Annotated in this window: 26 protein-coding genes; all 26 read right to left on the reverse strand. The window is 38.3% G+C overall.

Annotation, left to right across the window (positions count from 1 at the left end):
- Window positions 1-17: 17 nt before the first annotated feature.
- The 26 genes from recO to GVV19_RS05005 all read right to left on the reverse strand — a co-directional run bounded on the left by recO (window position 18) and on the right by GVV19_RS05005 (window position 22,424).
- A complete protein-coding gene (gene recO, locus GVV19_RS04880) occupies window positions 18-722 on the reverse strand; it encodes a DNA repair protein RecO (protein ID WP_159645960.1) in 705 nt (234 codons plus the stop codon).
- Window positions 715-1,608 carry a GTPase Era gene (gene era / locus GVV19_RS04885; RefSeq protein ID WP_159636454.1) on the reverse strand — a complete coding sequence of 298 codons (894 nt, stop codon included), beginning with the start codon at window positions 1,606-1,608 and terminating at the stop codon, window positions 715-717. The genes recO and era overlap by 8 nt, the downstream gene beginning before the upstream one ends.
- Entirely contained in the window at window positions 1,608-2,003 is a 396-nt protein-coding gene (cdd, locus tag GVV19_RS04890; RefSeq protein WP_159641416.1) for a cytidine deaminase, read from the reverse strand. Before cdd ends, era begins: the two co-directional genes overlap by 1 nt.
- A complete protein-coding gene (locus GVV19_RS04895) occupies window positions 2,000-2,368 on the reverse strand; it encodes a diacylglycerol kinase (protein ID WP_159636458.1) in 369 nt (122 codons plus the stop codon). Before GVV19_RS04895 ends, cdd begins: the two co-directional genes overlap by 4 nt.
- Complete coding sequence (ybeY, locus tag GVV19_RS04900) at window positions 2,343-2,786, reverse strand: rRNA maturation RNase YbeY (RefSeq protein ID WP_159636459.1); 444 nt, start codon at window positions 2,784-2,786, stop codon at window positions 2,343-2,345. The genes GVV19_RS04895 and ybeY overlap by 26 nt, the downstream gene beginning before the upstream one ends.
- Window positions 2,787-2,998: 212 nt before the next feature.
- Window positions 2,999-5,626, reverse strand: a complete 2,628-nt coding sequence (locus GVV19_RS04905; protein WP_159645963.1) for an InlB B-repeat-containing protein — start codon at window positions 5,624-5,626, stop codon at window positions 2,999-3,001.
- 165 nt (window positions 5,627-5,791) lie between these two features.
- The gene (phoU, locus tag GVV19_RS04910) at window positions 5,792-6,424 is read right to left on the reverse strand and encodes a phosphate signaling complex protein PhoU (RefSeq protein ID WP_159641418.1); all 633 of its coding nucleotides are present in this window, start codon (window positions 6,422-6,424) and stop codon (window positions 5,792-5,794) included.
- Between the two features lie 11 nt (window positions 6,425-6,435).
- Window positions 6,436-7,188 (reverse strand): phosphate ABC transporter ATP-binding protein PstB, encoded by a 753-nt coding sequence (gene pstB / locus GVV19_RS04915; RefSeq protein WP_159636465.1) that lies wholly within the window; start codon window positions 7,186-7,188, stop codon window positions 6,436-6,438.
- A gap of 1 nt (window position 7,189) precedes the next feature.
- Window positions 7,190-8,413: a phosphate ABC transporter permease PstA gene (gene pstA, locus GVV19_RS04920; protein ID WP_159636467.1), complete on the reverse strand. Its 1,224-nt coding sequence runs from the start codon at window positions 8,411-8,413 to the stop codon at window positions 7,190-7,192.
- On the reverse strand, window positions 8,410-9,342 hold the full coding sequence (pstC, locus tag GVV19_RS04925) for a phosphate ABC transporter permease subunit PstC (RefSeq protein ID WP_159636469.1): 933 nt from the start codon (window positions 9,340-9,342) through the stop codon (window positions 8,410-8,412). The genes pstA and pstC overlap by 4 nt, the downstream gene beginning before the upstream one ends.
- Window positions 9,343-9,404: 62 nt before the next feature.
- Window positions 9,405-10,313 carry a substrate-binding domain-containing protein gene (locus GVV19_RS04930; protein ID WP_159645966.1) on the reverse strand — a complete coding sequence of 303 codons (909 nt, stop codon included), beginning with the start codon at window positions 10,311-10,313 and terminating at the stop codon, window positions 9,405-9,407.
- 137 nt (window positions 10,314-10,450) lie between these two features.
- Entirely contained in the window at window positions 10,451-11,641 is a 1,191-nt protein-coding gene (locus tag GVV19_RS04935) for a sensor histidine kinase (protein WP_236262221.1), read from the reverse strand.
- Window positions 11,628-12,308, reverse strand: a complete 681-nt coding sequence (locus GVV19_RS04940) for a response regulator transcription factor (RefSeq protein WP_159641422.1) — start codon at window positions 12,306-12,308, stop codon at window positions 11,628-11,630. Before GVV19_RS04940 ends, GVV19_RS04935 begins: the two co-directional genes overlap by 14 nt.
- Window positions 12,277-13,260 carry a PhoH family protein gene (locus GVV19_RS04945; RefSeq protein WP_159641423.1) on the reverse strand — a complete coding sequence of 328 codons (984 nt, stop codon included), beginning with the start codon at window positions 13,258-13,260 and terminating at the stop codon, window positions 12,277-12,279. The genes GVV19_RS04940 and GVV19_RS04945 overlap by 32 nt, the downstream gene beginning before the upstream one ends.
- Window positions 13,261-13,333: 73 nt before the next feature.
- On the reverse strand, window positions 13,334-13,519 hold the full coding sequence (gene rpsU, locus GVV19_RS04950) for a 30S ribosomal protein S21 (protein WP_159636479.1): 186 nt from the start codon (window positions 13,517-13,519) through the stop codon (window positions 13,334-13,336).
- A 374-nt stretch (window positions 13,520-13,893) separates the two neighbouring features.
- Complete coding sequence (gene deoC, locus GVV19_RS04955) at window positions 13,894-14,556, reverse strand: deoxyribose-phosphate aldolase (RefSeq protein ID WP_159645969.1); 663 nt, start codon at window positions 14,554-14,556, stop codon at window positions 13,894-13,896.
- 2 nt (window positions 14,557-14,558) lie between these two features.
- Window positions 14,559-16,007, reverse strand: coding sequence for a UDP-N-acetylmuramoyl-L-alanyl-D-glutamate--2,6-diaminopimelate ligase (locus GVV19_RS04960; RefSeq protein WP_159645972.1), 1,449 nt, complete (start codon window positions 16,005-16,007; stop codon window positions 14,559-14,561).
- A complete protein-coding gene (locus tag GVV19_RS04965) occupies window positions 16,004-16,744 on the reverse strand; it encodes a hypothetical protein (protein ID WP_159641426.1) in 741 nt (246 codons plus the stop codon). The genes GVV19_RS04960 and GVV19_RS04965 overlap by 4 nt, the downstream gene beginning before the upstream one ends.
- On the reverse strand, window positions 16,744-17,442 hold the full coding sequence (locus tag GVV19_RS04970) for an RsmE family RNA methyltransferase (RefSeq protein ID WP_159636497.1): 699 nt from the start codon (window positions 17,440-17,442) through the stop codon (window positions 16,744-16,746). Before GVV19_RS04970 ends, GVV19_RS04965 begins: the two co-directional genes overlap by 1 nt.
- Window positions 17,442-18,185 (reverse strand): pseudouridine synthase, encoded by a 744-nt coding sequence (locus tag GVV19_RS04975; protein WP_159636502.1) that lies wholly within the window; start codon window positions 18,183-18,185, stop codon window positions 17,442-17,444. Before GVV19_RS04975 ends, GVV19_RS04970 begins: the two co-directional genes overlap by 1 nt.
- Complete coding sequence (gene scpB / locus GVV19_RS04980) at window positions 18,160-18,705, reverse strand: SMC-Scp complex subunit ScpB (protein ID WP_159641427.1); 546 nt, start codon at window positions 18,703-18,705, stop codon at window positions 18,160-18,162. The genes GVV19_RS04975 and scpB overlap by 26 nt, the downstream gene beginning before the upstream one ends.
- On the reverse strand, window positions 18,706-19,431 hold the full coding sequence (locus GVV19_RS04985; RefSeq protein WP_159645976.1) for a segregation and condensation protein A: 726 nt from the start codon (window positions 19,429-19,431) through the stop codon (window positions 18,706-18,708).
- Between the two features lie 30 nt (window positions 19,432-19,461).
- The gene (locus GVV19_RS04990) at window positions 19,462-20,760 is read right to left on the reverse strand and encodes a pyrimidine-nucleoside phosphorylase (protein WP_159645979.1); all 1,299 of its coding nucleotides are present in this window, start codon (window positions 20,758-20,760) and stop codon (window positions 19,462-19,464) included.
- 2 nt (window positions 20,761-20,762) lie between these two features.
- Window positions 20,763-21,218: a dihydrofolate reductase gene (locus GVV19_RS04995; RefSeq protein WP_159641430.1), complete on the reverse strand. Its 456-nt coding sequence runs from the start codon at window positions 21,216-21,218 to the stop codon at window positions 20,763-20,765.
- Window positions 21,218-22,087, reverse strand: coding sequence for a thymidylate synthase (gene thyA / locus GVV19_RS05000; RefSeq protein ID WP_159645982.1), 870 nt, complete (start codon window positions 22,085-22,087; stop codon window positions 21,218-21,220). Before thyA ends, GVV19_RS04995 begins: the two co-directional genes overlap by 1 nt.
- 46 nt (window positions 22,088-22,133) lie before the next feature.
- On the reverse strand, window positions 22,134-22,424 hold the full coding sequence (locus tag GVV19_RS05005; RefSeq protein ID WP_159636559.1) for a hypothetical protein: 291 nt from the start codon (window positions 22,422-22,424) through the stop codon (window positions 22,134-22,136).
- Between the last annotated feature and the right edge of the window lie 79 nt (window positions 22,425-22,503).

Consider the following 22,503-nt stretch of genomic DNA (forward strand, 5'->3'; position numbering starts at 1 on the left):
ATATCACCTTTCAATATTTAAACATTCAACATGAGTTGCCAACTATTTAATGTCATATCAGAATGATATTCTAAATAGCGCACAAGTCTCTCTAATAGTGGCGTAGTATCAAATGAGTTGAGATATGCTTCAACATTTTGATTATCAAACAGACCTTTTAATGCAACCAATACCATTTTTGAATCTTTATGTGTCGACGGGCTGTGCTTAGCACACAGAAAACCACCGTACTCAATGGAGAATGTATTAATTCCCGTATTCCCACATCGGACACACGCATCGACATTGGGAGAAACTCCCTGGAGCCTAATTATTTCAGTGATAGCCAGAATTATTTGTGTCTGTGTCGCATCACTTCCCATAATTTTATCCATTCTCGCATAGAAAATGTCATGATGACTTGGATCATAGGTCCGAATGATTATCTCACAAATCAATGACATTTGCAGTAACCACTTGAAATTTTGTCGTAATTGGTGATGACTCTCTAAGAGTTCTCCCGTTCTGACTCGAATTAAACTGTTTTCTTTAAAGTTAAAACGATAGTTTACTTTCGAAAATTCTAACCCCAAACTTCCTTGTTTTGAAGTGGGTTTATAGTATCCTGGAACAACAAGTCTGATCAGACCGGACTTTTCTCCAAGAAAATGCACCATACAGTCAAATTCTCTATATGGTGTCGTACTTAATACAAAACCAATATCACTTGATTGGTTATTCATACTCAGTTTCGATATAACCTAATTGATTTAGCATTCGACTGCGGTTGCGCCAGTTTTTTTCAACACGAACAAATGTCTCTAAATAAACACTTTCACCGATAATTGTTTCTAATTCTTCACGGGCACGCAATCCAATTTCTTTAATCATTGACCCTTGTTTACCAATGATTATTCCTTTTTGAGACATTCGATCAACAAGAATTACCGCATTAATAAGTGTCGAATTCTTTTTCTTTACAATCCGTTCAATCGTTACAGCAACTGAATGAGGAATTTCTTCTTCAGTTAATTGCAAGATTTTTTCACGTATAATTTCTGCGTAAATAAATTGTTCAGGATAGGCACTTACTTGGTCTTTAGGGTAATACATAACCCCTTCTTCCGTATAATCAAGTGTTACTTCTAAGAGTTTGTCGACATTATTGTTTTCTTTCGCAGAAATCGGAATAATTTCAGTGAACCCAAACTCAGAAAATTGGTTGATTTTCGCAATCAAGTCATTTTCGCTCATCGCATCAACTTTGTTGATGATGAGGAATTTCGGAAGTTTAACCGTCGCTAATTTATCCATAACGAACTGATCACCTTTACCAAAAGGCTCTGTCCCATCAATGATATAGTAAATCACATCAACACCTTTAAAGTGAGCGTATGATGCACGATTCATACGTGACCCTAATTCATGCTTTGGTTTATGAATTCCGGGTGTATCAATAAATACAAGTTGATACTCCTCTTCTGTTAAAACCCCGATAATTGCATCGCGAGTCGTTTGCGCTTTCTCGGAAACAATTGCAATTTTTTGTTTTACGAGTTGATTAATTAATGTGGATTTCCCTGCATTAGGTCGTCCAATAATAGATATAAATCCTGATTTAAAACTCACTATTTAAGGTCCTTCTTTCCAAACATCATTGGCAATAAATTCTGCATATTCGTTGTCTGTGTTTCTTTGCGATTCGATAGATAGATTGGCGTATCTTCATGAAGAAGTTCCGAAAGCACTTGACGACAAATCCCGCATGGTCCTGCAAGAATATCGCCATCTGTTACAATCGCAATCCCTACAATATCATCCGCACGATACCCGTGTGAGTAGCATGCAAATACGGCAGATCGCTCACCACAGTTAGTTGCTCCATACGAAGCATTTTCAATATTTGCGCCAATGAATGTTTGTCCATCACGTGTACGTATGCATGATCCAACATGGTAGTTGGAATATGGTGCATATGCATTTTCCATTGCACCAAATGCTAATTCAATCAATTCTTCTTTCATAAGATTCTCCCCGCCAGAATAACACTGGCCACTATAATTGCGTATATTGCCGCTAGAAGCACTGCCGCCGCTGCAATATCTTTTATTTCTTTTACATGTAAATTGTAACTTTGAATGAGTAAGTCACATAAATCTTCCACTGCAGAATTTAAAAATTCTGTGATTAAGACAATGAAAATCGCACTGATCACAAACAACCACTCTACTGTACTTATATCAAGTAGTGCAAAAACAATGACTGTAATTACACCAAGAACAACTTGAAGCAGTATGCTTCGATCGTATAAAAGTCCAGCTTTTATTCCAGCGAATGCTGCACCGAATTTTGATGCCCCGCGCTTAATCGTTTTTTGGAGCGATGTCATTGAGTATCTCCTTTTGAAGCCCAAACATTTCTTTCTCTTCCTCAGGAGTATGGTGGTCATATCCCAGCAAATGAAGATAGCCATGTGCGACTAAAAAACAGAACTCTCTTTTGAGTGTGTGTTCATAGTCTTTTGCTTGGCGTCGAATTGCATCAACACTAATGATAATATCTCCCATTTGGAAAATTCCGTCTTCAGTTTCTCCATCTTCAAAACTAAGTACATCGGTTGGTCTATCAATATCACGGAAATCCTTGTTGTATGTATGAATCTCAGGATCGTCAACCAACACGACGTTGACACTTACGTGCTCTTGGTTACCTGTTAAGCGTAACGTTTCTTTCAGAATTGGTTTCAAATATTTCTGATAGGCACGCCATGACGCTTCCGAACTGTTATTAATATAGTTAATTTGCATAATTATCACATCCTAATCTATTATATCACAGGCTAAAACACATTGAAACAAGATAACCTCCACTTAGAATGCCTGTTTTTCACTCTGAGATGTTATCTTTCACAATTGTTTTTAGTATGTTCATTATATAAAAAACCAGTAGCAAATGCTACTGGTTAAGTGGTTTAATTGTTGACCTGCATTTCAGCATAACACAGATATCTCCACATTTCTTATAATTTGCGATTTTGCTGTTTACGACGGATCAAGCTTGCATGTAAAATTAACACACTTAATCCACCTACCAATAACATCATACCACCATTTCGTTGTGATACTCCCGTTTGTGGTAAGGTTACCGGTTGTCCTGTTTCCGGTGTTGTTGTTTCCGGTCCGATCGGTTTTACCGGATTAACAGGTACTGTCGGATCAACTGGATCGATAAACTCAGCAACTTTGGCCCACTTAGCGAATAATGTAATATTTTCGGTCACAGCATGCGATGAAAACTCCCAGCGATTATTGAGTGTCGCATCTTGATACCAACCACCGAACACAAATCCTTTTCGGATTGGTGCGACAGGTTCTTCGACAAAAGCACCCTTTTCGATATCAATGTATGATGCTACTGCTGTACCACCTTGTGAATCAAAATGAACGGTGAACGTCTCAGTCATCACCTTTTCCCATGACGCATACAATGTTGTATCCGCATTGATACGATGTTCCACAAAATTCCATGGGGTAGTCAATTCGGGATTAACAAACCAACCTTTAAACACATATCCTTCTCTGGTTGGATTTAACGGAGAAGCAATTAACGATCCCGCTTGAATATCCTTAAGCGACGTTATTTTAGATCCTCCATTGCTTTCAAATGTGACAATGTACGTTCTAATTTTTTCAAATTTCCCATAAAGTTCATGGTGTGTTTCGGTTTGCGCTTCACCTTCAAAATTCCAAAGTGAATCGGAACCATCAAACCATCCTATGAAGCGGAATCCTGATGCAGTTGGCATTAATGGTGTTTGTGTCTTTTCTCCTACAACAGAATGAATATACTGGAACGATTCGAAGTTATCCGCAATATCATTATCATCAAGAAATTCAAAGTATGTAAATCCACTGTATGGGTAGTAGACATCGTCATTATTTAATGCATTGGAGTATGCACTCATAAATGAGTTTCGACCAGTACTTGGCGTCACATCTTTGAAGTTCGACGTATAATAGGCACTTAAACCTGATGTCCCTTCTTTGTACTGCCAATATGTTGGTGCTTGAGACACATTGTTTTCGAACTGGACATTTTCCAACCTTAGCAGTGAGGGATAGTTTTCGATATCTGCATAATAAATAGCACCGCCATCACCACCCTCATTGTATCCAGAATCTTCGTGATGTCCCAAAACTGTACTGTTAGCAATACGACTATTCTTAATAATATACAAATCGTCTGATGTCATGTCATTGTTGTTATTAAAGTTTAATGTACCACCAGTATAGTCTGCAGTGTTACCATCAAATTCCACATTATCTATCCGGACTTGGGTCGTTGCTCCATGTTCATTGTCCAAGTAGAATGCACCACCAGTTGTTGCTTCATTATTTGCAAATTGACTGTTTGTGATTGCAACATGACTAGAATTTCTGAGTTGCGTTATCGAAATAGCGCCTCCATCACTCAATTCACCTACTGATTCACCTGTCTCTGGATTATAGACGATGCGCGACGCTTTGTTATTTGTGAAGCTTGAATTATCAATCGTCAGTGCGCCACCATCTGAATCGATATCTGCATAAATAGCACCACCACCTCGGTTTGAAGTATTACTTTCAAAATTACTGTTTAATATTTGCACATTCGCGGCGCCCTCTAAATCAAACGAAATGGCACCGCCTTTATATCCGTGATGGATATTATTCTCAAAGCGCGAATCGTCAATCGTTAAATTTGAATTTGAAGATCCAGAATAGGCAATCCCTGCGGATCGACCATGACTTAAATTATCCAAAAACGAAACACGCTCAAATGTGTAATTCCCATTGTTATTGAAAACTTGCAACGGTTCGCCATCTTGATTCGCTGTTACATTCTTTGAGAATACAACATCGGACACCGTGACATCTGTTTTTACCGTGTCAAGAATTACAATTCCTGATCCTTTTCCATCCGTCCATGCTTTAAATGTATTGCCATCAAAAAGTGCATTCTCCAAACGGAAAGAGCCACCATTTCCAGCTACTTTAATAAAACCGTCATACCAATCCGTCTTCAAAACATTATTACGCACAACAAGTCCCGACAGAACGTGATTATCATTTTTAACATTATAGGTTATTCCACCTTTTGTAGCTGAGTTATCTCCCGACAACACAATATTATTAAAATGAATGGAGGAATGATTTGTTCCCATTACTTCCACATGTCGATGGTTGGACGTACTTAATAAAGTAACTGCAGCATCCCCACTGGATTTGAAGGAGATATCCGAAAGTGAACCAGTATTGATTTTCAAGCTCTGGTCTAAAGTGATAACCGCCCCTTCTTGAATTGTGATAGTATCACCATTTTGGGCAATAGCGAGTGCATCAACCAATTGCATATAGGTGGAAACGATAGTCTCAGGATCATCAGCTAAAACCACTCCTTCTTGTTGTTCCATTAATGCGGGTTCATTTGTGTTTCCATCTGCAATCAACGCTTCTGATTCATAGTTTTCAAGAGTTGATGCATCAACAACACCCTCCATTTCACGATCTTTAAGATTTACAGTACCTATTTCTTCTGCATGCATAGGTACTGTAAAACTGTTCATAACTAAAAAAACTGCAAGTAAACTTGCTGTATACTTTTTCATAATTACCCCCCCTAGATAATAAGAATATGTTAACGCTTCTATATGAAACACACAAATCGTAAATTAATAGACTTGTTCAAAATATAATTATCTCTTAATATTCGTGAATTTATAATTGAGTCTTTCTCGGCCCACCTAGTAAAAAAAACTACCGAATGGTAGTTTTTATCCAAAATCAACGTGTTGACCTTTGGCGATATAGATTATCTGCTCACAGATATTCTTAGCATGGTCACCGGCACGTTCAATATTCCTTAGAATTCCTGTCGTCTCAATTGGAAAGCGGCCTTCTTTTTCCGCAATATCAACGAATTTCATCATAACTTTTGCGAATGCTTCGTCAAGGTTATCATCTAACTCTGCAGCTGCATACGCTTGTTTTACATTAAGTGCTTTCAAGGCTTCAATAACACTATCGAAATTTTCAAGGAAAATATTTCCTAATTCTGTAATTTCTTCATTAAGAAATTCTTTATCAACATTGCTTTTAATCACAAATCGACCTATATTTTTCGCATAATCACCGATGCGTTCAAGATCAGTCGCAATTTTAATACCCCCTACAAGCAAGCGTAGATCGCGTGCGACCGGTTGCATTAACGATAATGTTTGGATTGCTGAGTCATTGATGCTTTCGTCGTAGTAGTTGACTTGATCATCACGCTCAATAACATGTAATGCAAGTTCTTTATCATGCGTATTTAGAGCTTCTATGGCTTGTGACATTGATTTACGGACGCGTGATGCCATTTCTAGCAATTCGCTTTCGAAATCAATCATTTTGTCTTCAATTCTCATTGTGGACCTCCCTATCCGAATCGACCTGTAATATAGTCTTCCGTACGTTTATCCTTAGGCGTATGGAATAATTTCTTCGTTTCATCATACTCTACAATTTCCCCTAACAAGAAGAATGCTGTCATATCACTAATACGCGCCGCTTGTTGCATTGAGTGCGTAACGATGACAATGGTAAAGTCTTTCTTTAATTCTACTATAAGTTCTTCGATTTTTGCAGTAGCAATTGGATCTAATGCTGATGTTGGCTCATCCATCAAAATAACTTCAGGTTTGAGAGCAATCGCACGAGCAATACAAAGACGCTGTTGTTGACCACCAGATAAACGAAGTGCTGATTGATTTAAACGATCTTTAACTTCATCGTAAAGTGCAGCTTTTTGCAAGGATTCCTTAACAACTTCGTCAAGAATTTTACGATCTTTAATCCCTTGAACCCGTAAGCCGTATGCGACATTATCATAGATACTCATTGGGAACGGGTTTGGATGTTGGAAAACCATCCCAACCTTTGTTCGCAATTCAACAACATCTGTTTTCGGCGCATAAATGTTAACCCCATCAAATTCGATGATCCCTTCAATGCGTGCATTGGGAATTAGATCGTTCATACGGTTAAATGTACGTAGGAACGTTGATTTCCCACAACCTGATGGTCCAATAAATGCGGTTACCTTTTGTTTTTTAATATCAATACTTAGACTCTTGAGGGCTTGATTATCGCCATAAAACAAATCAAGGTCTGTTACGTGAAAACTATTCATCTTAAGCTCCTAACTTCTTATTGAGTCGACGACTCATAAGTTTTACTGATAAATTTAAAACGAGTACTAAAGCAAGAATAATAATAGAGATGGCACTTGCTAATTCAAAATTCGGTTGTTCGTGACTCATTACGGACCAAATGTGGACTGCTAGGGTCGTAGCACCTTCACCCACACGTGGTGCATCATTAATAAATGTACCCATAGTATAAATAAGTGCGGCGGATTCTCCAATAATACGACTTACAGCAAGTAAAATTGCCGAGAGAATTCCAGGCAGTGCCGATGGCAAAATAACTCTAAAGATCGTTTGCGTTTGGCTTGCGCCTAGGGATAGTGAAGCAGAGCGATAATCTCGCGGTACAACTATGAGCGATTCTTGAACCGATCGAATAATGACCGGCAAAAGCATTACAGACATCGTCATACCACCAAGTAGGATACTTAAACCACTAATATTAAAAAATGCAGTAATCGGGTACAAGACAACAATTCCCATTAACCCAAAAATGATACTTGGAACACCTGCTAGCATTTCAATACAACGTTCAATAAAACTGTTGAATTTGGAAGGCTGGGCAATTTCCGTCAAATAGATTGCTGCAAAAATTCCAATTGGAAGTGCAAAAAGCAATGAAATACCAATGAGCATTAAGGTTGCGATGAGTGATCCCCAAATTCCGCCACCAGGTGTTTTATAGTATAGCGATGTAAGCGTCTCAGTAGAATCAAGTTTCATAACCATCGATTCAGCTTTATCCGCAAAGGTTGTTCCCATTAGAATTGTGGTTCCTGTTGCGTTAACACCTTCAATTTTTTCGATTTGATCACCAATGGATACTGTCAGACTCTCACCATAACTCGGACCTTTGGTTGCGTTGACCGATTGATTAAACACAGAATTATCATCGATGTATGATACGCGAATCAGGCGTTGTTTTTCATGATTGATCTCATTCGTAAAACCAATACCATATTTCGTACTATAAACGACATCGTCACCCAAATGATCGGGTTTTATAAATGTTTGTTGTGTTTGGTCTGTCCATTCTACAAGGTAGTTTTGTGACCAATAATCATTCCGTAACATTTCCATGCTCAGCGTATCTTTACCAGTTGCAATAACAAAGGCAAAGATTGCAATAAGAATTAAGAATGTTGCAGATGATGCAAGATAAGTAAAGAAATTAGCAATACCATCTTTAATTTTACGCGATTGTGTCATTGTCCTTCTGCCCCCACTTTCTTCTTAACGATATGAATGATGAGGTTTGACAGAAGAATCGTAACCATTAGCACAATTCCGACTGAAAAGCGAATATCATAATCAACACCCGTCGTTTCTTTTAAACCTGAGAGCATAGTTGATGTTAGTGTACGTGTAATATCAAATGGATTCCATGTTGGTCCCATGGCTTTATTACCCGCAACCATGGATACCGCTGTCGCCTCTCCAAATGCGCGCGCTAGTCCTAAAATGAGACCTGCAAAAATACCGGATTTAGCGCTTGTAAGAACTACTTTAAAGTTTGTTTGTGTTTTAGAAGCGCCAAGTGCAAGCGAACCTAATTCAAGTTCCGGTTTAACAGCTTTAATTGCAACTATTGAAAGAGATGTCATTGTTGGGATAACCATAATCGCTAGCAAAATAACAACAGCAAGCATTGAGCGACCACCAAATGTTGAATATCCGAACACTTGCGCGACATTGTCAACCCAAGAAACGATAACCCCGGACGCGAAAACCCCGTAAACTACCGACGGAATTGCGGCCAATAGCTCAATAACAGTTGTTAGAATCGATCCCAATGCTTTGGGAGCAATTTTTACAATAAAGAGCGCTGTTAAGACTGATACTGGGAATGCTATCAGCATCGCAAAGAATGCTGTTATGAGCGTATTGATAACGATAAACAAGACACCATAGATTTGTTTATCATTACGCCATGTAAAGCCTGATATAAATGACCAAAAATTAACCTGTGAATCGCCGTAAGTTGGCAAGAACACAGAAATCCCTTTTTGGAAAATAAAGATGAAAATAAAAACAATCATCGATGCAGCTAAAATTCCTGCAATTTTAAATAATGAACGGAATATCAAATCGATTATCTTTTTTCGTTTTTGATATGATTCGGACCACTGAGTATTCATAATCTAACCCTTCTTTTCTTTTACATTTCAATTACTGACAAAAAGCTTAGCGATTGCTAAGCTTACTTAATGTCTGCCCATGTTTTAGCGTTTCCACTAAAAATTTCCACGAGCTGAGCTGCTGTAAGATCTTTGATTGCATCGTTCTTTACTGGAACAACAACAACGACTGCATCTTTTGCATATTCTCCAGACATTAAGCCTGATGCTACTGTTTCTTCGGATTTAAATGCACGGGATGCGAAACCAATATCGATTGCGTTTGCACCGTCTTTTTCACCGCCGAGTGTACGTTTGAAGCCATCTCCTGAACCTGTATGGTTTGGCTCAAATTTGAAATTACCTGCCATCGGAATGAATGATTGAACTGCAGCAGTGATTGTTTTATCAACTGATGTTGATCCCCCTGTTTTAAGAGTGATGCCACTGTTATCTTGATCAACAATTGGATGGTTTGCTTTGAGTTCAGACCAAGGTTTACCAGCTCCGACATCAACAATTCCACCAGCTGCAAGCACGACTTGTCGTCCTTCTGTTGAATTTACAAGGTAGTCAAGGAATGCAGCAACAAGTTGCTCTTTATCTTGTGAACCAAAATCACCAGCAGCACGTGTTACAAAACTAAATGGACGTGCTAACTTATAAGTTCCGTTGTTAACCGTTTCAACAGTTGGATTAACGCCTTCATATGAAACCGGTGTTAATTCATTGGCTTCAAAGTCAGTTGTTAATGAAACATAACCAATTCCGGCTGGACTAGAACTTACTTGTTTCGCCATATCTCCATTTGAAGTTGTTTCAGCACTATTGCTTGTAAGTGATTCAAGTCCAATAATACTTTCAAAGGCTTCTCGAGTTCCTGATGATCCATCACGAGTATAAACTTTTATTGATTCTGATGATTTTGAGCCTTGTGCTCCACATCCTACTAATACTAATAAAGCTAATGCACTAACTAATAGCTTTTTCATGGTGTCCTCCTGCAGTATCAACCTGCTACGTGTATATTACCCCCTATTCATGAAAATAAAGTTGTCGTTTTGTTAATTGTGCGTTAATTAATACGAAGAATTGTTAAATACATAAGAAAAGGAACTCAGATGAGTTCCTAGATATTGATTGTGAAGGTTGTTCCTTTTCCTTTTTGACTTGTGACACTCAGTTGGCCACGGTGTGCTTCAATTATTGATTTGGATATCGCTAGCCCCAAGCCACTTCCGCCGGTATCTCGGGTACGAGAATCTTCACCACGGTAGAAGCGTTCAAAGATATGCGGCAGCAAATTCTCGCTGATACCGTCACCATCATCTGAGAAATCAATCTTTACACGACGGCCTTCGGCAGTACAGACAATACGAATGCATCCGCCATGAGCATAGTTAATGGCATTATTGAAGAGGTTCAAGAATACCTGGCTCATTCGGAACTGATCAGCGAATATCTCTAAATCAGATGGACAATTGAGCTGTACTTCTATATTGTGTTGATGCAACGCTTGGCGACGATCATAAATCAAACCTTCAAAAAACTGTTTCAAATTGAAATGTGTTTTCTCAAGATATACTTGATTGGCACGCAGACGGGATTGTAACAACAAGTCTTCAACGATACGGTCAAGACGCTCTACTTCTTTTTTTGTTTGGTCCAAAAACTCAGTTCGTGTTTGATCATCATCAAAGTCAGGTCGTGTCATAATCTCGACCATCCCCTTAATCGACGTAATGGGAGTGCGAAGTTCATGCGAAGCATCTGCAATAAATCGTTTTTGCATCTTCTCACCTTCAACGACACGGGTAACATCTTGAAATATTAGCATACACCCATGATAACGTCGCGTTTCAGTCAAAAGTGGAATTGACAAGACTTGATAATCGATGTCCTTATAGCTGAATTGACGCACAAATTGTTGTTCATTGAGAAAGGCATCAAGAAGCGTTTGACGGATTGGCGAATCAATATTCACATCATAAACATTTTGTGCTTGTGATACGAGCATTTGATCGAAGTATTGATTGCTAACCTCAAAATCACCACGTTGGTTGATATAGACCAATGGCGATGGGATTGCATTAATCAGCTTAACAAGCTTATCTGTAGCATCATCTGCACGATAATGTGCTTCTTTTTTTTCTTTTTCTGCGTGCTTACGAATACTATGGACAGCATCACTTTGCTTAAGGCTGTTCACAGCAAGCATACATATTGCCGCAATAATGAGGACAATTATCGAAATCAAGTTCTGATAATAAAGGGTTATCCCTGCAATAAACAGGAAAATAATAACATTAATTCGATTCACGTTTCGCAACGTATCCAACCCCTCTCAATGAATTTATTTTAACATCCGATGCTTCTAGTTTTGATCGCAACTTAAACACGTGGACATCAACAATACGGGTGTCACCATCATAATCATAATTCCATATTTCTGATAGAATTTGATCTCGCGATAGGACAATATTCTCATTTTGCAAGAGATAGATTAATAAATCAAACTCTTTCTTCGTAAGTTCGATAATATCTTCGTTGACTTTTACAGTATGTTGATCTAACAGAACCGTTATATTTCCAACTTCAATGGTATGGCTCTTTGACGACGTTGTTGCTCTACGCAGATGTGCTTTGATTCGAGCAGTTAGTTCGCGTGGCGAAAATGGCTTTGTCAGATAATCATCCACACCAGCCTCAAATGCATCTAATATATCACTCTCTTCATCTTTCGCTGTTAACATGATGAGAATGGAATCCATCCCAAGTTTACGAAACTCTGTAACTAATTCAACACCAGAGTGATATGGAAGCATCCAATCCACTATAATGACGTCATAGTTGGTTTCCTTTGCCATCTGTAAGCCTTCACGACCATCTCGCGCAGATTCTACTTCAAAATCCATTTGACGTAAATCATACCGTAATAGTCGGCGAATGCCCTCCTCATCTTCGATTATTAGAATTTTCCGATTCATTGCGATCTCCTTCCGCAAACTTCTTAAGTATTTTTATGACAAGTGGATGTCGCACAACATCCGTATGCGATAAATTAACAAATGCTATTTCTGGGATATCACTCAAGTACGCTTTCGCAACTTTTAATCCCGACTGAGCGTTACGCGGCAAATCGATTTGATCAATATCACCAGTAATGATCATTTTCGAATTACGACCAAGTCGTGACAAGAACATCATCATCTGAGCTTTGGTAGTATTTTGGGCTTCATCAAGAATGACCACCGCATCATCCAATGTCCGACCACGCATATACGCGAGCGGCGCAATTTCGATGATACCTTTATCTATGTAACGTTGTGTTCGCTCAGCTGAAAACATATCATCCAAAGCATCATACAATGGACGAAGGTAAGGATCTACTTTCTCTTTTAAGTCACCTGGAAGGAATCCAAGATTCTCTCCAGCTTCTACGGCCGGACGCGTTAGAATAATTTTTTGAATTTCATTCTTTTTAAGAAGCTCCGCTGCATATGCAACTGCCAAGTATGTTTTACCAGTTCCAGCAGGACCAATTGCGAACGTCATATCCCTTTTCTTCATGCCATCTATCAATTGTTTTTGACCAAGTGTTTTCGCACGAATGGGTTTACCAGCAAACGTACGAGTCAAGACATCGTCCATAACCTCAATAAAACGATCAGATTGACGATTATCAACAAGTACAAACAAATAGTCCAAGTCTTGAGCATCAATACGCTTATAGTGTTTAATGACCTCAGAAGCAAGTTCAAAAAAACGAACTGCTTGCTCCACATCATCTTCAACCCCTGAAATTTCTAAGGCATTATTTCGTTCGTTAATCCGTACTTTATAATGGTTTTCAACCGCTTGTACCGTTTTACTTTCAACGCCTACCAAATCCTGTAGGCTAATACTACTATCCGATAAATCAAAATTTCGAGTTGTCAAAAGAAATCCTCCTTGTTATTTACATCATATCATAAAAAAAACTTGTATCACTATTCGGATACAAGTTAATTAATTATTTACGTTTTTTACGACGCGCTTTACGAGCCGCTTCTGATTTTAGTTTACGACGGACGCCTGGTTTTACATAAAACTCTCTTTTACGAGCCTCAGCAAGGGTTCCATTACGAGATACTTGACGTTTAAATCTGCGCAATGCATCATCCAAACCTTCGTTCTCTTTAACTACTATTCTCGACATGACTAACCTCCCTTCTGATGCAAGCTGACACGGTTACAAATAAGTTTTTATCTGTAGGAATGAGATAGATTGATGAATATAATAATATGCATTAATTTAGCACTTTCCTGTGACTGCTCAATCATTTTAACATAATAAATCATAGAATGAAACGCTTTTCTTAAGGTATTTCACTTTTTTTACCATTTTTTAAGGGTTTTTCTTGTTTCTTGCCTAATGGTCAATTTATAAGCCAATTTCTATCCAAATAATACATATATTACGATGTTCAATTTGCATACTAAATGAAGATTTTTCTACAAATCAATCCTTTTTTTAGAGTAACAAAATTTGCATAGCAACAAAAAATAGGACGGCTGTCCTATCTTTTATTATTAGTAGTCACTATCTGATTTTAGACCTTCCATAATTGCAACTCCTGAGGATGATCCGATACGAGATGCTCCTGCTTCAATCATTGCATTCATTTCTTCAAGTGAACGAACGCCACCAGAAGCTTTGACTCCTGCTTTATCTTTGACGGTCTCACGCATAATGCGTACTGCATTTACTGTTGCTCCTTCTTTATTAAAGCCTGTTGATGTCTTAACAAAATCTGCGCCTTCATTAACAACAAGTTGTGACACCGTTGCAATTTCGTCGTCAGTTAATAGGCATGATTCAACGATTACTTTTAAAACTTTGTCGCCAACAATTTTCTTTAGTTCCCGAATTTCATTTTCTACGAAATCAAGACGTCCTTCTTTTAACGCACCGATGTTAATGACCATATCAACTTCTGTTGCACCATCTTCTAGGACAGCCTTTGCTTCGAACGCTTTAACAGCTAGTGGTGTTGCCCCCAATGGGAAACCAACAACTGTACATACGTCAACATCCGTTCCTGCAAGTTCTTTAGCAGCAAGCGCTACATTAACAGGGTTTACACATACACTCATAAAGTTGTAGTGTTTTGCTTCTTCGCACAATGCAATAATTTGTGCTTGTGTTGCTTCTGGTTTTAGAAGCGTGTGATCGATATATTGATTGAGTTCCATGGTTATTCCTCCTCTTTCATTTTCCTCAAAATTTCTGATGCAGCGACTTCGTCACCCATCCATTTTTCTTTACCGAATGCTCGATAAATGAATTTCTCTTCACCTTTTCCAATGAGAACAACTGAATCATGTGGTTTTGCCATTCTCAATGCCTTCTCAATAGCATCATATCGGATTGGCACAAACTCATAATTATCATTTGGCATCCCTGAAATAATATCTTGTGTAATGTCAACCACTTCCTCATTGCGGTTGTCATGCTCTGTTATTATAACATGGTCCGTTAAAGTTGAGCTTACTTTTCCCATTATTGGGCGTTTTAGATGATCACGTGCACCTGCAGCTCCAAAAACTGTAATAATTTTATTACCAGGAGGTGTCACGGTACGTACAAATTCATAGACATTCTTCATACTGTCTGGCGCATGACCAAAGTCAACAAAGACTTTAAAGTCTTGACCTTCATCGACAATTGTCTGGCGACCATCAACATGTTCGATGTCCTTTAATTCTGGAATAATCGTTTCAATCGAATAACCCCGTTGATTTAAAATTGCAATGACGCCAAGCATATTGTAGACATTGAAAATTGCAACAAAACTTGTCTCGACAGGATACTCTACATCTTGGTGCACCAAGGTAAAGCGCGTATAACGGTCAAATAATTCAATATCTTTGGCCATATAATCCGCTGGATTCTCAATGCCATACGTCACCGTGTGCGGGTAATTCATTGCAATCAAACGTTGGCTATAATCGTCATCAGTATTAAATACGTTAAACGTTTCTGGACCCATACTATCGAACAACATTTTTTTGGCTTGGAAATAGTCTTCCATGGTCTTGTGGTAATCTAAATGATCATGTGTAAGGTTTGTAAACGATGCATTGTTGAATTTTATGGATTCAATGCGGCGTAAAGCGAGACCCTGACTGGATACTTCCAAACACAATTCTGTAACACCCTCATCAACCATGTCACGAAGATATGATTGCAACTCTACGATATCTGGAGTGGTTAAACTAGGTGAGAACTTGTGGTCACCATATTCCACTGAAATGGTACCAATGTAACCGGCTTTTACACCAAATCGGTCCAGAATATTACGCACCGTTTTCATCGTCGTACTTTTTCCATTAGTACCTGTAATACCATAGATATAGAGTTTTTCGGATGGATTATCATAGAAAAGCGACGTTATTTTATGCAATGCTGTCATTACATCAGGAACTTGTATGTAATCTATGCCTGCAATACGTTCAAGTGGTTTTGAATGTACAATGGCAACATTACCATTTGCAATAGCCCCTTCAACATAGTCATGTCCATCTACCGTCAATCCTTCTAGACAAAAAAACATTCCGTTATTAACAACGTCTCGCGAATCAAGCACCAGCTTTTCAATCATTCGATCACTTTTTATATTTGTGAGTTCGCTGAGTTTTTTCATAGCACTATTTCCTTGTCCTTCTTTTTCAATTTTTCAATCTTTTTAACACATCGTTTTGAAATCATTTCATGTTGGATTAACAAATCCAAAAATTTGCCTGTGTCCGATTGGTCAAGCAAAGCATGTCCAAGTGTTTCCAACAGTTCGCGTTCAACTGGTATTCCTTGCAGTATTGGGTACTGTTTGAATGCATCATCAGAGATTTTGTAAAAAACTCCCTGCTTTTTATCATAAAGTACGATTGTAGTTGCATCACTGGCAATACAATGAGCACACGACATATTCGCTTTATAAGGTTCAAAACCATATAAATCTAATTGAATTCGTGCGTTAAAATCATTGTACAGTTTAAAATACTGGGGTAATTCTAAAATTGCTGTTTCACGATCATACAGCGTATTGAGTAACTTGTCGAAAAATGGGATGTAGATTGCTTGTTCTTCGAAAATGAACTTCTTCATTTTTGCCTTCTGAGTTGCGTTGTCGCATTTAACAATAAAATTACGTTCATTAAAAGAAAGGTTCTCCCACATATCTAGATTCTTTGAACGAATTGCTTCGAATGTCTGTTCAATCGTAGTCTTATTTGCTAACGCTGTTTCAAACAACGATAATTTCAGATAATCGTATGGTTCTTTAGCCTTCAAATTTAAGGCATATTGTTTAGACAATGAATCATATTTTCGAATCATCATTTTGACTGGTTTTTGTTTATGATATTTTTGAAGTAGTCCCATTAAATCACCTCCGCAGCAGAAAGCATATTCGCAATATAGAGACTCGCTGTTTCTGCACGCAACACATTATGTCCCAAGCTCACTTCCTTAAATCCTATATCTTTAAAATAATCGCGCTCTTTTAGTGAAAAGCCACCTTCAGGGCCCACGATTGCAGTAACGGACGAAACCTCATCTGTTAATACTGTTAACAAGTGCGGTTGATCACCGATATCTGCAAAGACATTTAAATCTGATAAATACTCTTTTATTTCCGGTTTTCCGATTAGATTTACAACTTTTATAGCATGTTGTCGATACGATTGTTCTGATGCTTCTTTAGCAATCAGATTCAAGCGTTCTAACTTTCGGTCAGCGCGTTTACCAAAATCACGAACAACACCATGATCTGCACTATAAAGAACAATTTCGTCGACGCCACATTCACATGCTTTTTGAATCATCCATTCCAATCGCTCGCTTCGTATTAATGATGCAATAAGTCTAAGTGTACGTTTCTTTGGTTTCCATTCGAGTGATTCAACTTCAACAATTTCGGTCAGGTCATCGTTGTTGAACTCAGCAAGAATACCACGTCCATTATTGTCGACAATCCGAATTTGATCCCCTTTTCGCATTCTCAATACTTTTTTGCATTGATTCCATTGGTCTTGCGAAAGGTATGGCGCACTCAACGCTTCAACAAAAAATTGCTGCATTAAATCTCACCCTTTGCTGTTAATAATAGTTTTTTGACTTCGAATGGTCGTAATTCTCGATACATTCCAATTTTCATATCTTCAAGTTCTAACGTTCCAATTGCGTAACGGTGTAATTTTAAGACTGGAATTTTAAAATGAGCAAACATTTTACGAATTTGACGGTTCTTTCCTTCATGCAAAGTAACGGTAAACTGACTGCGATTTTTCTTTAAATCATACGTTACCATTTCGAACTCAATTCCTTTATACTCAACGCCGTCAATCATAACTCCAGATTCAAGCTGACTTGATATTGCTCGTGTGAGTTTTCCATCAACACTTACCCGGTACTTTTTAGGCATGTCGTAGCGAGGATGTGTCATAAAATTCGCAAATTCACCATCATTAGTTAGTATCAATGCACCGGTTGTCTCACGGTCTAAACGACCAACAGGGAAAACACGTTGATGATCTGGTACAAAGTCGGTAACATTCGTACGGTTTTTTTCATCTTTTGCCGTTGACACAATCCCTTTTGGTTTGTTTAAGAGATAGTAAACCTTTTGAGCCTCTGAGCCGATTAATTTGCCGTTAACACGGACTTCATCGCCAGGAACAACATGGATTCCCATTTCAGTAACTTTTTTGCCATTAAGGCTAACCCTGCCCTGTGCGATCAATTCTTCGGCTTTGCGACGTGATGCAACACCAGCTTGGGCGATAAATTTTTGTAATCTAATTGCTTGATTTGAAGAGTTCATGAGTTTCATCCAACATTTCTAGTTTTATTTCTGGTAGTTCTTTTAGGGATGTAAGCTTAAAGACATCCATAAATGAGTCTGTAATTTCATAGAGAATCGGTCTTCCCGGCGTCTCCGCGCGGCCCGATTCTTTCACGAGATCAAGGGCTTCTAAACGACGCATCATCATATCCGAATTAACGCCGCGAATTTCTTCGATTTCAACTCGTGTAATCGGCTGTTTATAGGCGACGATTGCCAAGGTTTCAAGAGCTGCTTGTGATAATTGGCGATTCTTCTTGAATTCCAACATATCCGTAATCACTTCATGAAGTGCTTCTTTGGTAACAAGTTTTAGCAATCCACCAAATTCGACAAGTTCAAGGCCACGTGATTGAGCATCTAAGCTTTGTTTATAATTTTGAATTAATTGTTCGAGTTGTTCTGCATCAAGGTTCATCGCAAGCATTAATTGTTCTCGATCTACACCTTCGTCACCAAATGCAAAAAGTATTCCCTCGATTATTCCGAGATTTTCCATTTATATTCCTCCCCTTAAAAAGACATCATCACCTTGGAAGTTTACTCTGAGTTCTCCCATGCGCAGCATATCTAATACCGCTAAAAAACTTACGAGTAAATGTTGAAGTGAATATGACTCTTGTAAGAGTGTTTCCAATTTGTACACTTTATCGTTTGTAAATTTACGACGTAAATCCTCAATCACATCATCTACCGAGAGTTCTACTCTCTCAATTGAAACATCTTGTGGATTTGCAATTTTAAACCGTTCCAAGACTTTTGTCATTGCACTCATTAAGTCATACGGTGTCTGTTCGTAAGTAATGGTGTCGTTGAGTTCTTGACGCAACTGCTTGAAGAGACCTGCAGAAACAGGTTTAGAGAATTGCTTCGATCGTTCTTCATATCGTTGTGCCAGTTCAATACTGACATCTTTATAACGTTGATATTCGACTAATCGGCGCACTAAATCGGTTTCTGCATCGTCTACAGCATTTGTATCCAACTCTGATTTGTCACGAGGCAACAGTCGCTTACTTTTGTATTCGATAAGCCCCGCTAACTCACTCATGTACTCGCTCGCCACTTCAAGTTTTTGTTCTTGCGCTTGGTTAATAAACGTGATGTATTGATTGGCAAGTTCAAGGATATTTAAATCAAAAAGGTCAAGTTTCTTATCCTTGATCAAGTATAGCATGAGGTCCAAAGGACCGTTGAATTGTTCGAGTGTAACTTCAAAGTTCATGAGTGACTCCGTTTCATTATTGTTTCGTTGTTATAAGATTGCAGCGATTAATTCTGGTTTTTCGATTGTATCGTTATTGATTTCAAAACATGCTACTGCATCCTGTACATGTGATTCAAGAATTTCTTGGTCACTGTAAAGTGTTGCAAGAACATCCCCGACTTCAATTTTATTCCCTACTTCTTGTGAAAGCATAATTCCAGCTTTGTAGTCAATTGTGTCTTCTTTCGTTTGACGACCCGCACCAAGATGCATGGATACAAGTCCAAGTTCCATAGCTTTCAGATCATGGAGATATCCTTCTTTGTTTGCAATGACTTCTTTTGAATAGGTTGCATGTGTGAAGGTATCAAGATCTTCAAAGACTGAAATATCGCCACCTTGAGCAGCAATCCAACTTAAGAATACCTCGTAAGCTTTGCCACTTCGCAGTGTTTCCAAAGCCATATCGTACCCTTTTTCAGGTGAATCTACAAATTGTGCTTGAAATAACATGTATCCGGCTGCGACGAGGCAAAGCTCTTCAAGGTCTTTAGGACCATTGTTTTTCAGTGTTTCAACGGCTTCGCGAACTTCCAATGCATTACCAATTGCATTTCCAAGTGGCTGATTCATGTTCGTCAGCATCGCATTTACTTCACGGCCTAAGTTTTGACCAATTTGAATCATTGTTTCAGCAAGTTTACGTGCATCTTCAACAGTTTTCATAAAGGCGCCTTCGCCATACTTAACATCAAGAAGAATACAATCCGCACCTCCAGCTAATTTCTTTGACATAATTGATGATGCAATTAATGGTAACGCATTAACTGTTCCGGTTACGTCACGTAAGCTATAAAGCACTTTGTCTGCATAGACTAGATTTCCAGTTTGACCCACAACCGCAACATTAATGTCATTTACTTGTTTTATAAATGCGTCTGATGTTAAAGAGATGTTGTATCCTGGGATAGCTTCAAGTTTATCAAGCGTACCCCCAGTATGACCTAAACCACGTCCACTCATTTTCGCAACTTTAGCGCCTGCAGCAGCAACTAAAGGGCTCAAAATAATCGTAGTTTTATCCCCTACACCGCCGGTTGAATGTTTGTCTACTTTTTTTCCAGCAATTGCTGTTAAGTCAATAATATCGCCACTGTGGAGCATCGCTTCGGTAAGTACAGTTGTTTCTTCAACATTCATTCCTTTAAGAACAATTGCCATTAACAAGGCACTTGTTTGATATTCTGGTATTGTATTATTTGTAACACCTTCAATCCAAAATTTGATTTCTTCTTGCGTTAGCGTTAAGCCATCTCGTTTCTTTTCAATGATATCGACCATTCTCATAATTATTGTTTCCTCTCGTATATATTTAATTCAAAAGTATCAAAATGTTTTGTTTCAGTTAGGGCAAACATTTCTAAGTCAATCGCTGGAAAAAAGGTATCGCCTTCAACTTCATTATCAATTTTAGAAATGATTAATTTATCTGCAAATTCCATACTTTGTAGATAAATTTCACCACCACCTGCAATAAAATAAGTTTCTTTGTCTTCTTGATGAGCTTTCAAGAAACTTTGCAAATCATGAATCGCGTTCGGATAGGTTGTGTCACGAGTCACGACGTAAATATCACGTTTATCGAGTTTCTTAGGTAGTCCTTCATATGTTTTGCGGCCCATAATAAGTTTTTGATGTAACGTCGTATTTCTGAAATGTTGCAAATCTTCTTTATTATGCCACGGCATGCTACCATCTAACCCCAGCGTATTTTTATGATTGACGGCAGCGATAATAATGTACATTAAACGCTGACCTTCGCTTTTATCAGTGGATGCGGATCGTAACCTACTAGCTCGAAATCTTCATAGGAGAAGTCATCGATTGATGATTGATTGCCATGAATCACTAATTGCGGTAGCGTCCGAACGTCTCTTGCCAATTGGGTTTCTACAGCATCAAAATGATCGGCATAGATATGTGCATCTCCAAACGAGTGAACAAATTCACCAACTTGGAGATCACACACCTTCGCAATCATATGTACTAATAATGCATAGGATGCAATGTTAAATGGAACACCTAAAAAGATATCTGCACTTCGTTGATACAATTGAAGTGACAACTTTTTGTCTTCAGAAACATAAAATTGTAGAAATGCATGACACGGTGGCAACGCCATCTCTTCAATAAATTCAGGATTCCATGCACTTAAAATGATGCGTCGTGAATTGGGATTGTGTTTGATTTGTTCAATAACATTATTCAATTGATCAACCCCATTAAAATCGCGCCATTGTTTACCATAGACTGGTCCCAAATCACCAAACTGTTTTGCAAAAGCATCATCAGTTTTAATTCGTTCAATGAATTCAGCCATGGTTTCACCAGTATAAAACTCAGACGCTACGAATTTCTGATAAGGCCATTCATTCCAAATTCGTACATTGTTTTTAACAAGCCACTGAATATTCGTGTCACCACTAATAAACCAAAGCAACTCTTTCGCAACAGAAGCAAAGTGAACTTTCTTCGTTGTGAGGAGCGGAAATCCTTCTTGTAAATCAAAGCGCATTTGATAGCCAAAAACACTACGTGTTCCCGTTCCGGTACGATCACCGCGGTCTTGCCCATGATCTCGAACAAAACGCATCATTTCTAAATAGTTTTTCATTTTATCACCTATACATTATTATACAAAAAAAACCTTCGTAAAGATACTACTTGGGATGTAAGTACTCGATATGTTCGGCAATTATCATCATTTCACCATTGATGAATTCAAGCCGTCCTTTCACAGACATGATATCGTTGATTTTCGCATGATCTAGAATTTCAAGACATCCACCCTTCCAAATTCTCATTGGAAGGATTGTGTTTAAAAACGTTCCATCAGATTGTCGGAAATTCGAAGTCACTTCGAGTTCAAAGTCTGCATAATTTTGTACTGTATGGTTTACTGCTTTTTCGGGGAGTCGGTGTAAATACCCGACTGTTTGGACAACATTCATATGTCACCTCCTTTTCGCTTAGACTAAAGAAATCATTTTTGATTTGCAAACACCAAAAAAGCAGTGAAATTCACTGCTT

The sequence above is a fragment of the Erysipelothrix anatis genome (assembly GCF_009828745.1).
Classification (GTDB): domain Bacteria; phylum Bacillota_I; class Bacilli_A; order Erysipelotrichales; family Erysipelotrichaceae; genus Erysipelothrix; species Erysipelothrix anatis.

Bases quoted from the DNA above. Each gene is read 5' to 3' on its own strand.
- recO (WP_159645960.1), bottom strand. From the start codon at position 722: ATGAATAACCAATCAAGTGATATTGGTTTTGTATTAAGTACGACACCA.
- cdd (WP_159641416.1), bottom strand. From the start codon at position 2,003: ATGAAAGAAGAATTGATTGAATTAGCATTTGGTGCAATGGAAAATGCA.
- GVV19_RS04895 (WP_159636458.1), bottom strand. From the start codon at position 2,368: ATGACATCGCTCCAAAAAACGATTAAGCGCGGGGCATCAAAATTCGGT.
- ybeY (WP_159636459.1), bottom strand. From the start codon at position 2,786: ATGCAAATTAACTATATTAATAACAGTTCGGAAGCGTCATGGCGTGCC.
- GVV19_RS04905 (WP_159645963.1), bottom strand. From the start codon at position 5,626: ATGAAAAAGTATACAGCAAGTTTACTTGCAGTTTTTTTAGTTATGAAC.
- phoU (WP_159641418.1), bottom strand. From the start codon at position 6,424: ATGAGAATTGAAGACAAAATGATTGATTTCGAAAGCGAATTGCTAGAA.
- pstB (WP_159636465.1), bottom strand. From the start codon at position 7,188: ATGAATAGTTTTCACGTAACAGACCTTGATTTGTTTTATGGCGATAAT.
- pstA (WP_159636467.1), bottom strand. From the start codon at position 8,413: ATGACACAATCGCGTAAAATTAAAGATGGTATTGCTAATTTCTTTACT.
- pstC (WP_159636469.1), bottom strand. From the start codon at position 9,342: ATGAATACTCAGTGGTCCGAATCATATCAAAAACGAAAAAAGATAATC.
- GVV19_RS04930 (WP_159645966.1), bottom strand. From the start codon at position 10,313: ATGAAAAAGCTATTAGTTAGTGCATTAGCTTTATTAGTATTAGTAGGA.
- GVV19_RS04940 (WP_159641422.1), bottom strand. From the start codon at position 12,308: ATGAATCGGAAAATTCTAATAATCGAAGATGAGGAGGGCATTCGCCGA.
- rpsU (WP_159636479.1), bottom strand. From the start codon at position 13,519: ATGTCGAGAATAGTAGTTAAAGAGAACGAAGGTTTGGATGATGCATTG.
- deoC (WP_159645969.1), bottom strand. From the start codon at position 14,556: ATGGAACTCAATCAATATATCGATCACACGCTTCTAAAACCAGAAGCA.
- GVV19_RS04960 (WP_159645972.1), bottom strand. From the start codon at position 16,007: ATGAAAAAACTCAGCGAACTCACAAATATAAAAAGTGATCGAATGATT.
- GVV19_RS04965 (WP_159641426.1), bottom strand. From the start codon at position 16,744: ATGGGACTACTTCAAAAATATCATAAACAAAAACCAGTCAAAATGATG.
- GVV19_RS04970 (WP_159636497.1), bottom strand. From the start codon at position 17,442: ATGCAGCAATTTTTTGTTGAAGCGTTGAGTGCGCCATACCTTTCGCAA.
- GVV19_RS04975 (WP_159636502.1), bottom strand. From the start codon at position 18,185: ATGAACTCTTCAAATCAAGCAATTAGATTACAAAAATTTATCGCCCAA.
- scpB (WP_159641427.1), bottom strand. From the start codon at position 18,705: ATGGAAAATCTCGGAATAATCGAGGGAATACTTTTTGCATTTGGTGAC.
- GVV19_RS04985 (WP_159645976.1), bottom strand. From the start codon at position 19,431: ATGAACTTTGAAGTTACACTCGAACAATTCAACGGTCCTTTGGACCTC.
- GVV19_RS04990 (WP_159645979.1), bottom strand. From the start codon at position 20,760: ATGAGAATGGTCGATATCATTGAAAAGAAACGAGATGGCTTAACGCTA.
- GVV19_RS04995 (WP_159641430.1), bottom strand. From the start codon at position 21,218: ATGTACATTATTATCGCTGCCGTCAATCATAAAAATACGCTGGGGTTA.
- thyA (WP_159645982.1), bottom strand. From the start codon at position 22,087: ATGAAAAACTATTTAGAAATGATGCGTTTTGTTCGAGATCATGGGCAA.
- GVV19_RS05005 (WP_159636559.1), bottom strand. From the start codon at position 22,424: ATGAATGTTGTCCAAACAGTCGGGTATTTACACCGACTCCCCGAAAAA.